At 70.2% G+C, this 13,045-nt stretch carries 14 protein-coding genes; 6 read left to right on the top strand and 8 right to left on the bottom strand.

The annotated features are described in order from the left end of the window. Positions 1–9: 9 nt before the first annotated feature. From pstC to FK530_RS02415, 4 genes are read left to right on the top strand one after another with little or no spacing between them, the layout of a single operon-like run. Complete coding sequence (gene pstC, locus FK530_RS02400; protein ID WP_146485369.1) at positions 10–1,026, top strand: phosphate ABC transporter permease subunit PstC; 1,017 nt, start codon at positions 10–12, stop codon at positions 1,024–1,026. Then, a complete protein-coding gene (gene pstA, locus FK530_RS02405; protein ID WP_146485370.1) occupies positions 1,023–1,937 on the top strand; it encodes a phosphate ABC transporter permease PstA in 915 nt (304 codons plus the stop codon). The genes pstC and pstA overlap by 4 nt, the downstream gene beginning before the upstream one ends. 17 nt (positions 1,938–1,954) lie before the next feature. After that, on the top strand, positions 1,955–2,731 hold the full coding sequence (gene pstB / locus FK530_RS02410; protein WP_146485371.1) for a phosphate ABC transporter ATP-binding protein PstB: 777 nt from the start codon (positions 1,955–1,957) through the stop codon (positions 2,729–2,731). Between the two features lie 47 nt (positions 2,732–2,778). Beyond that, positions 2,779–3,918, top strand: a complete 1,140-nt coding sequence (locus FK530_RS02415; RefSeq protein WP_146485372.1) for an FHA domain-containing protein — start codon at positions 2,779–2,781, stop codon at positions 3,916–3,918. Positions 3,919–3,972: 54 nt separating this feature from the next. On the opposite strand, the gene phoU is transcribed toward FK530_RS02415, so the two are convergent. The 8 genes from phoU to FK530_RS02455 all read right to left on the bottom strand — a co-directional run bounded on the left by phoU (position 3,973) and on the right by FK530_RS02455 (position 11,065). Then, positions 3,973–4,635 (bottom strand): phosphate signaling complex protein PhoU, encoded by a 663-nt coding sequence (gene phoU / locus FK530_RS02420; RefSeq protein WP_146485373.1) that lies wholly within the window; start codon positions 4,633–4,635, stop codon positions 3,973–3,975. A gap of 65 nt (positions 4,636–4,700) precedes the next feature. Beyond that, positions 4,701–5,903 (bottom strand): tRNA dihydrouridine synthase DusB, encoded by a 1,203-nt coding sequence (gene dusB, locus FK530_RS02425; RefSeq protein ID WP_146485374.1) that lies wholly within the window; start codon positions 5,901–5,903, stop codon positions 4,701–4,703. 163 nt (positions 5,904–6,066) lie between these two features. Further along, complete coding sequence (locus FK530_RS02430) at positions 6,067–7,053, bottom strand: acyl-ACP desaturase (RefSeq protein ID WP_146485375.1); 987 nt, start codon at positions 7,051–7,053, stop codon at positions 6,067–6,069. Positions 7,054–7,208: 155 nt separating this feature from the next. Then, positions 7,209–7,847 carry a response regulator transcription factor gene (locus tag FK530_RS02435; protein WP_146485376.1) on the bottom strand — a complete coding sequence of 213 codons (639 nt, stop codon included), beginning with the start codon at positions 7,845–7,847 and terminating at the stop codon, positions 7,209–7,211. Then, positions 7,844–9,001, bottom strand: coding sequence for a sensor histidine kinase (locus FK530_RS02440; RefSeq protein ID WP_231706466.1), 1,158 nt, complete (start codon positions 8,999–9,001; stop codon positions 7,844–7,846). The genes FK530_RS02435 and FK530_RS02440 overlap by 4 nt, the downstream gene beginning before the upstream one ends. Then, a complete protein-coding gene (locus FK530_RS02445; RefSeq protein ID WP_146485377.1) occupies positions 8,998–9,828 on the bottom strand; it encodes an ABC transporter permease in 831 nt (276 codons plus the stop codon). The genes FK530_RS02440 and FK530_RS02445 overlap by 4 nt, the downstream gene beginning before the upstream one ends. Further along, on the bottom strand, positions 9,825–10,787 hold the full coding sequence (locus tag FK530_RS02450) for an ABC transporter ATP-binding protein (RefSeq protein ID WP_146485378.1): 963 nt from the start codon (positions 10,785–10,787) through the stop codon (positions 9,825–9,827). Before FK530_RS02450 ends, FK530_RS02445 begins: the two co-directional genes overlap by 4 nt. Beyond that, positions 10,784–11,065 carry a hypothetical protein gene (locus tag FK530_RS02455; protein WP_146485379.1) on the bottom strand — a complete coding sequence of 94 codons (282 nt, stop codon included), beginning with the start codon at positions 11,063–11,065 and terminating at the stop codon, positions 10,784–10,786. The genes FK530_RS02450 and FK530_RS02455 overlap by 4 nt, the downstream gene beginning before the upstream one ends. Before the next feature lie 193 nt (positions 11,066–11,258). Between FK530_RS02455 and FK530_RS02460 the strand changes: the two genes are divergently transcribed. After that, positions 11,259–12,191, top strand: a complete 933-nt coding sequence (locus FK530_RS02460; protein ID WP_146485380.1) for a carbohydrate ABC transporter permease — start codon at positions 11,259–11,261, stop codon at positions 12,189–12,191. A 26-nt stretch (positions 12,192–12,217) separates the two neighbouring features. Next, positions 12,218–13,021: a carbohydrate ABC transporter permease gene (locus FK530_RS02465; RefSeq protein WP_223120243.1), complete on the top strand. Its 804-nt coding sequence runs from the start codon at positions 12,218–12,220 to the stop codon at positions 13,019–13,021. Positions 13,022–13,045 lie beyond the last annotated feature (24 nt).

Raw genomic sequence — 13,045 nt, forward strand, 5'->3', positions numbered from 1 at the left:
CGGGGAAACATGGCGACTGAGGATTCGACGGACCGCGACGCCGACGGCGCGGTGAACGCCTCCGCGGCCACCGACGCGGGGAGCACCCGCACGACCTTCGCCGGCGGTCACGACCGCATGGAGAAGATCTTCAAGTGGGCGGCGTACGCCTCGGGCGTCCTGCTCGTGGTCGTGATCGCGCTGATCTTCCTGCAGCTCGTGATCCAGGCGATCCCGGCGCTCACCAAGAACAACGCCAACTTCCTCACCAGCTCCGAGTGGCAGACGAACCCGTCCGACATGCGGTTCGGCATCCTCGAGCTGCTCAAGATCACGGTGCTCTCCTCGGTGATGGCGCTGATCCTCGCCGTGCCGGTGGCCGTCGGCATCGCGACCTTCCTCGTCCAGTACGTGCCGCAGCGGCTCTCGCGGCCGCTCAGCGCGGTGATCGATCTGCTGGCCGCGGTCCCGTCGATCATCTACGGCCTGTGGGGCATCTTCGTGCTCGCGCCCTTCCTGGTGCCGCTGCAGAAGTGGCTCAACGAGAACCTCGGCTGGTTCTTCCTGTTCAAGACGGGCAACGTGGAGCTCTCCCTCGGCTCGACGGTCTTCACCGCCGGCATCGTCCTGGCGATCATGATCCTGCCGATCATCACGTCGATCACGCGCGAGGCCCTGCGGCAGACCCCCGTCGCGCACCAGGAGGCGGCGCTGGCCCTGGGTGCCACCAAGTGGGAGGTCATCCGCCTCACGGTGTTCCCCTACGGCCGCTCCGGCATCGTCGCCGGCTCCATGCTGGCCCTCGGGCGCGCGCTGGGCGAGACCATCGCGGTGCTCATCATCCTGTTCGCCGCCACCAAGACCTCCATCTGGTCGCTGTTCGACAGCGGCTACACCTTCGCTTCGAAGATCGCCTCCGCCGCCGCTGAGTTCGACAACGTCGACCAGCGCGGCGCCTACATCGCCGCCGGCCTCGTGCTGTTCGTGCTCACCTTCGTGGTGAACGCGATCGCCCGCTGGATCGGCGGGGGACGGGTGAACGGATGACCGCCACCGAGCTCGACGACGTCGCCAAGAGCGGCACCGTCTTCCACCGCACGTCGACCTCGCGGCGGATCAAGAACAACGCCGCCGCGATCCTCTTCGGCGCCTGCTTCCTGTTGGCCCTGGCGCCGCTGGTCTCGCTGCTGTACATGGTGATCGCCAACGGCCTCCCGGCGATCCTCGAACCCGAGTGGTGGACCAAGTCGATGGTCCGCGTGGCCCCCGACTCGTACGCCGGCGGTATCCGCCACGCCCTCTACGGAACCCTCGTGCAGGCCGGCATCGCCACCCTGTTCTCCGTGCCGATCGGCGTGATGGTCGGCATCTACCTCGTCGAGTACGCCGAGGGCACCCGCCTGGGCCGGATCACCACCTTCATGGTCGACGTGCTCGCCGGCATCCCGTCGATCGTCGCCACGCTGTTCATCTTCGGCATCTGGATCACCACCTTCGGCATGCCCCAGTCCGCCTTCGCAGTGAGCCTCGCCCTGATCCTGCTCATGGTGCCCGTGGTGGTGCGCTCCACCGAGGAGATGCTCAAACTCGTGCCCAACGAGCTGCGCGAGGCCTCCTACGCGCTCGGCGTTCCGAAGTGGAAGACCATCGTGCGGATCGTGCTGCCCACCGCCGCGTCCGGCATGGTCTCCGGCGTCTTCCTCGCCATCGCCCGCGTGGTCGGCGAGACCGCGCCGGTGCTGCTCCTCGTGGGCATCAGCGACCGGATGAACTACGACCTCTTCAACGGCAACATGTCGTCGCTGCCGCTGTTCATCTACGACCAGTACCGCAACAACCCCGGCGCCGTCGGCGAGTACCGGGCGTGGGGCGCCGCCCTCACCCTGGTGATCCTCGTGGGCATCGCGAGCGGCCTCGCCGCCCTCATGTCCCGGCTGCTCGCCCCCAAGACGAAGTAAGTAAGAGGAGATCTGCCATGGCGAAGCGCCTGGACATCAAGGACCTGAACATCTACTACGGCGCCTTCCACGCGGTGCAGGACGTCTCGCTGACGGTGCCGCCGAACTCCGTCACGGCGTTCATCGGGCCGTCCGGCTGCGGCAAGTCGACGGTGCTCCGGTCGATCAACCGCATGCACGAGGTGACCCCCGGCGCCCGCGTCGACGGGCACATCACCCTCGACGGTGCCGACATCTACGGCGCCGGCGTCGACCCGGTGGGCGTGCGCAAGACCATCGGCATGGTCTTCCAGCGGCCCAACCCGTTCCCGACCATGTCGATCCGCGACAACGTCGTGGCCGGGCTCAAGCTGCAGGGCATCCGCAGCAAGGCCAAGCTCGACGAGGTGGCGGAGCAGTCGCTGCGCGGGGCGAACCTCTGGGGCGAGGTCAAGGACCGGCTCAACAAGCCCGGCGGCGGTCTCTCCGGCGGCCAGCAGCAGCGCCTGTGCATCGCCCGCGCCATCGCCGTCAGCCCCGACGTGCTGCTCATGGACGAGCCCTGCTCGGCGCTCGACCCGATCTCGACCCTCGCCATCGAGGACCTGATCGGCGAGCTCAAGCAGAAGTACACGATCGTCATCGTCACCCACAACATGCAGCAGGCGGCGCGCGTCTCCGACCAGACCGCCTTCTTCAACCTCGAGGCGACCGGCAAGCCGGGCAAGCTCATCGAGATCAACCCGACCGAGAAGATGTTCTCCAACCCGGAGGAGCAGGCCACCGAGGACTACATCTCCGGCCGCTTCGGCTGACGTCACACCGTCTCGGGGTTGTCGGATATCAGCCGTATCCTATGGGGATGACATCGCAGACCCCGAGCGGAGACCGGTACAGCACCGTGCTGCCCGGCGACCGCGTGGTCGCGCGGGTGCGCGGGGCGATCCTGTTCGTGGACGCGCCGGCCGTCGGCGGGCCCGCCGACGTCGCCGAGCTGCGCGCCGCCCTCGACGTCGACGGGGACCCGGCCCCGGCCCTCCGCGGCCGCACCGGGACGGCCTTCGCCGTGATCGAGCTCCGGGACGGCACGGCGCGGGCCCTGCTCCGGGGCGTCGCGGCCGCCGACGAGGAACGGTCCATCACCGTCGCGATCTTCCCGTCGGCCACGGCCGCCGCCCCCGACCACGTGCTCCACGCCGGCCCCGACTTCGCGGAGCGCGTCGCGCCCGTGGCGCCGGGCTCGGTGGTCACGGTCACCGTCGGGCCCCCGCCGCCGCCGGCGCCCGCGTGCGGCCCCGCTGCGCTGCGTCTCGAGAGCGGCGCCGTGCCCGGCGCGGGCGTCGTGCTCTGGTCCGACGCCTCGCTGGCTCCCGCCGGTGAGGGTGAGATCGCGACGGACGTCTTCCCCGCCGACGCGCCCACCAACGAGGAGCCGACCGGCGTGAGCCCCCTGTTCGCCGCCACCGAGTACGACGTGGAGGTCGGCGATGTGAACGCGGCCGTGGTCGCGGGGCCGATGGTCGAGGGCCGGCGCTGCGCCTTCGGGCACCTCAACGCGCCCGTCGCCGCCTACTGCACGCGCTGCGGTGCCCTGGTCGACCGGCGACTGCCGCTGGAGAGCGGACCGCGGCCCCCGCTGGGGCTGCTGGTGGCCGACGACGGCACCGCCTTCGTCGTGGAGAACGACATGGTGATCGGCCGCGATCCGGCCGCCTTCGTCGCGCAGCGCGCGGGCCGTGCGCAGAGCGGGGCCGGGCGGCTCGTTCCCATCGTCCTGCCGGACCGCACGGGCGCCCTGTCGCGCGCCCACCTGGAGATCCGGATCGACGGCTGGCAGGTGCTCGCCGTCGACGTGGGCTCGGCCAACGGCACGTGGGTGCGTCCGCCGGGCGCGGCGCAGCCGCTGCGTCTTCCGCCGGGACAGCCGGTGCCCCTCGGCGTGGGCTCGGACATCCACCTGGGCGGCCGGATCCTGCAGTTGCAGGACGGCGTCGGGGCCTGACCTCGGAGAGCACGACGGCCGTCCCCGAGGGGACGGCCGGGCGGTGCGGCGGACCTACTTGGAGATGTCCGCGGTGGGCTCGGGGCTGCCGGTGGCCTGGAAGATCACGCGGCGGCCGATCTCCACGGCGTGGTCGGCGAAGCGCTCGTAGTAGCGGCCCAGCAGGGTCACGTCGACGGCCGCGGCGACGCCGTGCTTCCACTCGCGGTCCATGAGCACGGTGAACAGGTGGCGGTGCAGGTCGTCCATCGCGTCGTCCTGCTCCTCGATCTCCGCGGCCTGCTTCGGGTCCTGCGTGAGCAGCACCTCGCGGGCGGAGTTCGCGAGCTCGACCGCGAGGCGGCCCATCTCGGCGAAGTAGCCGTTGACCTCCTCGGGGAGGGTCTTGTTCGGGAAGCGGCGGCGGGTGACCTTCGCGACGTGCAGGGCGAGGGCGCCCATCCGGTCGACGTCGGCGACGATCTGGAAGCCGGAGACCACGACGCGCAGGTCGCTCGCGACGGGCGCCTGCAGCGCGAGGAGCGAGAAGGCCTCCTCCTCGGCGCGGCGGCTCAGCCGGACGATCTCGTCGTGCTCGGTGATGACCTCTTCGGCGAGGGCGAGGTCGGCCTGGAGCAGCGAGTTGGTCGCCTTCTCCATGGCGATGCCCGACTTGTCGCAGATGTCGCCGAGGATGTCGTTGAAAGCAGCCATCTGCTGGATGTACGCATTACGCATGTGCGCAGTATATCGGCCTTTTCATACGCGGCCGCAGCGTTGGATGAACGCCGCGTGAACGACGGTTAACCGCCGCTCGTCTCCTCCTCGGCGCCCGGCATCGCGGCGGCGTCCGACTCCCACGGATCGTCGAGCCAGCCCTCGGGGAGGACCACCTTGCCGGGGGTGCCCTGGCGCCCGCGCGGGCCCTCGGCGTCCTTGGGGAAGGGCACGTCCCGCGGCAGCGTGTCGAGCAGTGCGCGCAGGTCGGCGAGGGTCTTCACGGTCGCGAGTCGCGTGCGCAGCTCGCCGCCGGCGGGGAACCCCCGCAGGTACCAGGCCACGTGCTTGCGGATCTCCCGCATGCCCTTGTCCTCGCCGTGGTGCGCCGCGAGCAGCTCGCCGTGCCGGTACATGATCTCGGTGACCTCGCCGAGGTGCGGCGGTGTCGGCATCGGGGTGCCGTTGATCGCGGCCGAGAGCTCGGAGAACAGCCACGGGCGGCCGAGGCAGCCGCGCCCGACGACGACGCCGTCGCAGCCGGTGCGCTCCATCATCGTCACCGCGTCCTCGGCGGCGAAGATGTCGCCATTGCCGAGCACGGGGATGGTATCGCCGAAGTGGTGGTGCACGTGGTCCTTGAGCCGCGTGATCTCGTCCCAGTCGGCCTGGCCCGAGTAGCGCTGCGCCGCGGTGCGGGCGTGCAGCGCGACGGCGACCGCGCCCTGCTCGGCGGCGATCCGGCCGGCATCGAGGTGGGTGTGGTGCTCGTCGTCGATGCCCACGCGGAACTTCACGGTCACGGGGATCTCGGGGGCACCGGCGGGGGAGCCGTCCGCGATCCCGCGGACGGCGGCGTCGACGATGCTCGCGAACAGGTTCCGCTTGTAGGGCAGCGCCGAGCCGCCGCCGCGGCGGGTGACCTTGGGGACGGGGCAGCCGAAGTTCATGTCGAGGTGGTCGGCCAGGCCCTCCTCGGCGATCATCCGCGCGGCCTCGTAGGTCCACTTCGCGTCGACGGTGTAGAGCTGCAGACTCCGCGGGTCCTCGTCGGGTGCGAAGGTGGTCATGTGCATCGTGACCGGGTGCCGCTCGACGAGGGCGCGGGCGGTGACCATCTCGCACACGTACAGCCCGGCGACGGTGCCGGTGCGCGCGCGCTCCAGCTCGCGGCACAGGCTGCGGAAGGCCACGTTGGTGACACCGGCCATCGGCGCGAGCACGACGGGCGAGTCGAGCTCGAACCGCCCGATGCGCAGCTTGGGCTGCGTCGTGGTGGCTGTGGTCATCAGAGATCTCCCGTGGTCGTGCGGCGGTCGCTCGCCGCCCTCCATGATCGCCGCCCCGTCGTGCGGTGGCAAACCGCGCGGCGGATCCGCGCGCGTGCGCGTGAACGAACGAGAAGAACCCGCCGTGCCTCCGGGAGGCGCGGCGGGTTCCGGTGCGTCGGTGCTAGACGGCCAGGCCGGCCTTCTCGCGCTTCGCGGCCTCGCGGGCCAGCGAACGGTCGCGCATCTCCTCGAACTTCACGGCCGCGGCCTCGAGCTCGTCGAGGAAGCCCGCGAGCTCCTCGCGCGTGCGCTCGCCCTCGGGGCCGAAGTCCTCGCGCTCGAAGATCTTCCACTTGCGCAGGACGGGCATGACCACCTCGTCCTTGTGCTGGCGGAGGTCGTAGATGCCGTGCTTGGCCATGAGCACGCCGTTGCGACGGAAGTCGGGCATGCCGGCGCCGGGCATCTCGAAGTGCTTGATGGTGTCGGTGATCGACCGGATCGCCTGGTCGGGGACCAGGTCCAGGCCGGCGGCCGAGATGTTGCGGTAGAAGATCATGTGCAGGTTCTCGTCGGCCGCGATGCGCTGCAGCATCTTGTCGGCGATCGGGTCCTGGCACACCTTGCCGGTGTTGCGGTGGCTCACGCGGGTGGCGAGCTCCTGGAAGGTCACGTAGGCCACCGAGTGGAGCATCGTCATCTTCTGCTCGGTGTGCTGCGCGACCTTGCCCTGCGGGTCCCAGCCGTTGGTCATGTGGATCATGCGCGCCTGCTCGAGCTTCACCGGATCCACGCCGCGGGTGACCACGAGGTAGTCGCGCATCGCGATGCCGTGGCGGTTCTCCTCGGAGGTCCAGCGGCCGACCCAGTGGCCCCAGGCGTCGTCCATGGAGAAGTTCGCGGCGATCTCGCGGTGGTACGTCGGGAGGTTGTCCTCGGTGAGGAGGTTGGTGATCATCGCGGCCTTGGCGACCTCGTCGAGCTGGCTCTCTTCGGGGTCGTAGTCCGTCCCGCCGAGCGCCGCGTAGTTCTTGCCGTCCGACCACGGGATGTAGTCGTGGGGGCTCCAGTCCTTCGTCATCGAGAGATGGCGGTTGACGTTGTCCTCGGCGACACCGGAGAGCTCCTTCAGGAGCTCCAGCTGGGTCAGTTGGCGGGTCGACATCATTCCTCTTTCGACGTTTGGATCGGTTCCAGATTATCCCGAAAGTCTACGCACTTCGGTCCTTGTACTCAACGTCCCCAGCGGAAAGTGACGCTTTCGTGTAGGGATGCACACCGTGCATCGCCGCGGGACGTGGGTACGTTACACCGAGACGGGGGTCACAGGATCCATCCCAGCTCGCGCGCCCGCACGGCGGCCTCGTACCGGTTCGCGGTGCCGAGCTTCGCCATCGCGGAGGAGAGGTAGTTGCGCGTGGTGCCCGCGCTCAGGTGGGCGCGCTTGGCGATCTCGTCGACCGAGGCCCCGTCGACCGCGAACTCCAGGACGTCGGCCTCCCGGGCGGTGAGCGGGGAGTCGCCGGCGCTGATGGCCTCCGCCGCGAGCTCCGGATCGACGTACCGGCCGCCGCCGTGGACGGTGCGGATGACCTGTGCCAACGTCGCCGCGGGGGCGGTCTTCGGCAGGAAGCCGCGGACCCCGGTGGCGAGCGCGCGCTTGAGGTAGCCCGGCCGTCCGTGGCTGGTGACGATGAGCGTCGCGGCGCCGGGCGTGCGGCGCAGCAGTTCCGCGGCGGTGTCGATGCCGTCGGGCCCGGGCATCTGCAGGTCGATGACCGCGACGGCGGGCTCCCGCCCTTCGGCGGTACGGCGCTCCCAGAGCGCGATCAGTTCGGTGCCGGACGCCGCCTCCGCGGCCACGGTGATGTCCGGTTCGAGGTCGAGCAGCGCGGCCACGGCCGTGCGGATCAGGTGCTCGTCGTCCGCGAGCACCACCTCGATCGCCGGTGTCGCGGTCATGTCGCCTCCCAGGTAGCGGTCAGGGTGAACTCGTCGCCGACGTGCGCGGCGTCCAGGTCCGCGCCCACCGCCCGGAGCCGCCCGCGCAGTCCGTCGATGCCCGACGGTGCGCCGTCGTTCCCGGCCGGGAGGCCCGCACCGTCGTTGCGCAGAACCAGGCCCGACGGGCGCAGGGTCAGTACGGCCTGCGTGGCCGTGGAGTGCTTGACGATGTTGGTGGTGCCCTCGCGGACCACCCAGGCGGCGGCCTCGTGAAGGCCGGGCGGGACAGCGTCGGGCCCGCCGATGAGGCGGAGCTCGCAGCCGGCGGCGGACAGGAGGGATCCGGCACCGGCGACCTCGGTGGCGAGGTCGATCGCGCGGTAGCCGCGGACCAGGGTCCGGGCATCCTCCATCGAGGAGACCGCGAGGGCCTTGACCTCGTCCATCTCGCCGGCGGCGCGGTCCACCGCTCCCGCGCGCGCGAGCGTCGCCGCCAGCTCGCTCTTGACGGAGATCGCGGAGAACGCCCGCCCGACCACGTCGTGCAGGTCGCGGGAGAACCGCAGGCGCTCCTCGGCGACCTCCAGCTCGGCGGCGAGCCGCTTGCCGTTCTCCAGCTCGTTGAGGACCTGCATGCCCCACACCGTGCTCCGCGAGGTCCACATCAGCGCCGTGCCCACCAGCAGGAGCAGCAGGGTGATCTGCCAGGCGTCGAGCCCGCGCGTGAGCAGCGGGGTCAGGATCGCGCCCGCCACCAGGACGAGCCAGCGGTGCCGGAGGAACGGGATCACGCCGGCGGACGCCATGAGCAGGGTCATCGACGCGGTGACCGCGGCCTCGCGATCGTCCACCGCTCCGCTCAGCAGGGTGACGACCACGGTGACCAGCCACACCCCGGTGACGCCGGCGACGGCGAATCGCCACGCCAGGCGTCGTTGCCGCGCCGTGGCGCGGATCGCGAGGTCGGGCTGCGCCTCGATCCCCGCGATCGAGGCCAGGCCCGCGATGATGATGCCGATGGTCGGCCAGGTGCGGGTGCCGCTGACGAGCAGCATCGCGACCACGCCGACCATGACGCTCTGCAGGACGAGCCGGGTGTAGAGGCGGTACTTCTCCACGCCCGGCATGTCCCGCCACCACGCCACGGCGCGGCGCACCGGGGTGGGGATCAACCGCGATCGTCCCAGCGGAACCACCGCTTGGCCAGCACGAGCGCGATCACGGTCCATACCGCCAGTGTCGCAAGCGGACGACCGGTCTCGCCGAAGGTGGCGGCGAAACCGAGCGTGGCGGCGTCGTCGGGTGCGCCCGGCGCGAGACCCGTTTGGCCCAACCGGATGAGGTCGGAGATCGCGGCGAAGGGCGTCCAGTCGGCGATGAGGGCGAGGCGGTCGGGCAGGATCTGCCGGATGTTCGCCATGCCCACCATGGACACGACCATGACCGGCATCGACGTGATCTGCGCGGCCTCGGCGTTCTTGGTCATCGCGCTGGTGGCGAGGGCCAGCAGGGTGAAGATCACCAGGCCCGCGGCGAGGGCGAACACCATGAGCAGCGCGTTCACCGGCAGGGGCCCGCCCGCTCCGTACACGGCGCCGGCGACGATCACCGCGCCGAGCACGGTGAGGGCGACGCCGGGCACCGCGGGGGCGGTCAGGATCTGCAGGTCGGAGGACTCGCCGGTGCGCAGCCGCTTGAGCACGCCCTCGGACCGCCGGGTCGTGACCATCGACAGCACCGAGTAGTACTGGACGAACAGCAGCGCGAAGACCGCGAACATCTCCATCGTGATCGCGACGCCCAGCGGTTTCGGCGCCTGATCGCCGCGGGCCAGGAAGAAGAGCAGCAGAGGCGTGCCGATGGGGAAGACGGTGCCCATGAAGAGCAGGGTCTTGTTGCGCCGGAACTGGAGGAACTCGGCGTGCGCGAGGGCGCGCAGCGGGTGCCGGCCGTAGCCGACGGTGGGCGGGGCCGCGGTGGGGGCGGTGGTGGCGGTCATGCGGGGGCTCCGATCGGGTCGGCGGCGGGCTCGTCCACGCTCGCGACGGTGAGGAAGACGGATTCGAGGGAGGGGTGCCGGGCCTGCAGCCCGGACAGCGCGAGGCCGCGGTCGGCGGCCCAGTCGAGCAGGGCGTGCAGATCGTCCTGCAGGCGGTGGGTGCGCAGGGCGACACGGCCGGCACCGTCGGCCCCGGAGACCCAGTCGCCCGAGAGCGCGGGCAGCGGGACGCCGGGGTCGTCGAAGGCGATCTCGGCGGGGTGGCCCCCGACGATCTCGCGGAGCGTGCCGAGCCGCGCGATCTCGCCGCGGTGCATGATCGCGATGCGGTCGGCGAGCGCTTCGGCCTCGTCGAGGTAGTGCGTGGTGAGCACCATCGTGACGCCGTCCCGCTTGAGCTCGTCGAGCAGCCGCCACGTGGCGCGGCGGCTCTCGGGGTCGAGGCCGGTGGTCGGCTCGTCGAGGAACAGCAGCCGCGGCTGCCCGATCAGAGCACACGCCAGATCGACGCGGCGCTGCTCGCCGCCGGAGAGGGCGCGCACCCGCACGTCGGCGCGCTCGCGCAGGTTCACGCGGTCGAGCACGGCGTCGGTGGTGGTGGGATTACTGCAGGTGCCGCGCCACATCTCGAGGGTCTCGCGCACGGTCAGCTCGGCGGGCAGTCCGCCCGACTGCAGCATGATGCCGCAGAGCGGGCGCACCCGGCGGCGGTCGGCGTGGGGGTCGAGGCCGAAGACGGCGAGCTCGCCGGCGGTGGGCTCGGCCAGCCCCTCGAGCAGGTCGAGCGTCGACGTCTTGCCGGCGCCGTTGGTGCCGAGGAGGGCGAAGACCTCGCCGGGGTGCACGGTGAGGTCGATGCCGCGCACGGCCTCGAAGGCGCTCGCGCCGGTGCCGTAGGTGCGGCGCAGGCCGGTCGCCTCGATGACGGGGCCGGCGGTGGCGACGGCGGGGGCGCTCATCGACGGTCCCACTTCCGCGTGCCGAGCACCCAGCGGACCGCGAGGTGCAGTGCCGCGACGGCGGCGAGGATCGACGCCAGCAGCAGCGGGGGCTGCAGGACGATCACGACGAGCGCGATGAGGACGACGGTCGCGATGATGACGGCGCCCTCGCGGGCCCGGGTCGGCGCGGGGCCGAGCCGGCAGACGTCGACGAGGAAGTCGTGCAGTCCGCTGGGCGACGGTGCCGCGGGCGGGTGGTCGGGGCGGTGGGCGGTGTGCAGGTCGTTGGCGTTCATGTGATCCAGCTTCGCGGGGATCCGGGCCGTCCAGTAGTGCCCGCTGTCAGGAGATTTCCGCTGGTTGTCACCGGATCCCGATGACATCTGTCATGTCCGTCGGCGTGGCCGCGCCCCGTGCGATCATGAATTCGTTACCGAATCTTTTCCCGGTTTTCGTCCGCCGGACGGGGAAGTGCAGCACGCTACGGCAGTGACCGCCGCGACCGAACGGGTGGAGCCATCACCCAAGACGGGGCTGGCCGCCAACCTGGTGCCCAAGGACAACCTGCTGTTCCTGTTGTTCGTGGTGCCGAACCTGGTGCTGCTGGCCGTCTTCACCTATCGCCCGCTGATCGACAACGTGCGCCTGAGCTTCCAGGACTGGTCGCTCGCGAGTTCGGAGCCGGCGAAGTGGATCGGCCTGGACAACTACCGAGAGTTCTTCACCAAGGCGGAGAGCTGGCAGGTCGTCACCGTCACGCTGGTCTTCACGATCAGCGCGGTGGTCTTCTCCATGGTCCTGGGGCTGGCCCTGGCGATGCTCCTCGACCAGAACCTCAAGGGCCGCAATCTGGTCCGCTCCGCCGTCTTCGCGCCCTTCGTGATCTCGGGTGCGGCGATCGGTGCGGCCTTCTACTTCGTCTTCAACCCGCAGTTCGGCGCGGCCGCCTCGATCCTGTCCTGGTTCGGCATCGAGAGCCCGGACTTCTACCAGAGCCCGGGCTGGGCACTGTTCCTGGTGACCTTCACCTACATCTGGAAGAACCTGGGCTACACCTTCGTCATCTACCTCGCCGCGCTGCAGGGGCTCAACAAGGACCTCGACGAGGCGGCCGCGATCGACGGGACGCCGGTGTGGCGCAAGTTCTGGCGGGTCACGCTGCCGCAGCTGCGGCCGGCGACCTACTTCCTGTCGATCACGGTGCTGCTCAACAGCCTCCAGGTCTTCGACATTCTCAACATCATGTTCCCCGACGGTGGGCCGCAGAGCGGCACCACGACGATGGTCTTCGACATCTACTGGCAGACCTTCCGGAACCAGCGCGCCGGGTACGGCGCGACGATCGCGACGATCATGTTCCTCGTGCTGCTGATCGTCACCGTGGTGCAGGTGCGGATGATGGACCGGGGGGACGACAAGTGAGCGGATCGCCCACGGGCAGCACCGGCATGAAGGTGCTCGGATACGTCGGCATGCTGGCCACGCTGCTGCTGGTGGCGGTGCCGGTGTACTTCATCGTCATCACCTCCTTCAAGGACCGGCCCGACATCTTCGTCTCGCCCGCCACCTGGTGGCCGCCGACCTGGTACCCGGAGAACTACAGCTACGTCACGCAGGAGATCCCGTACTGGCAGTACCTGCGGAACTCGGCGATCATCACGCTCGTCACCGGGACCATCAAGTTCGTGCTGGGCGTGAGCACCGCGTACGCGCTGGTCTTCCTGCGGTTCCCCTTCAAGAAGCTGCTCTTCCTCGTGGTGATCGCGGCCCTCATGGTGCCCAACCAGATCACGGTGATCTCGAACTACGCGCTGATGGCGGACTACCGCAACACCTTCCTCGGCATCATCCTGCCGCTGGCGGGCGTGGCCTTCGGCACCTTCCTCATGCGCAACCACTTCCTCTCGCTGCCGAAGGAGCTCGTGGAGGCGGCGCGCATGGACGGGGCGGGCCACCTGCGGCTGCTGTTCCGGGTGATCCTGCCCGTCTCGATCCCCACCATGGTGGCTTTCGCGGTCATCACGCTGGTGAACGAGTGGAACGAGTACCTGTGGCCGTTCCTCATGTCGGACAACGCCGCCGTGGCGCCGCTGCCCGTCGGCCTCACCCTGCTCCAGAACACCGAGCAGGGCGTGAACTGGGGGCCCGTCATGGCGGCCACCCTGCTCACCGCTCTGCCGATGCTCGTCGTCTTCCTGATCCTGCAGCGGCAGATGATCAAGGGCCTGACCTCCGGCGCCGTCAAGGGCTGACCGGGACCACCACAGAAGAAACAC

It is taken from the genome of Tsukamurella conjunctivitidis, assembly GCF_007858475.1.
In the GTDB taxonomy this organism is placed as follows: Bacteria; Actinomycetota; Actinomycetes; order Mycobacteriales; family Mycobacteriaceae; genus Tsukamurella; species Tsukamurella conjunctivitidis.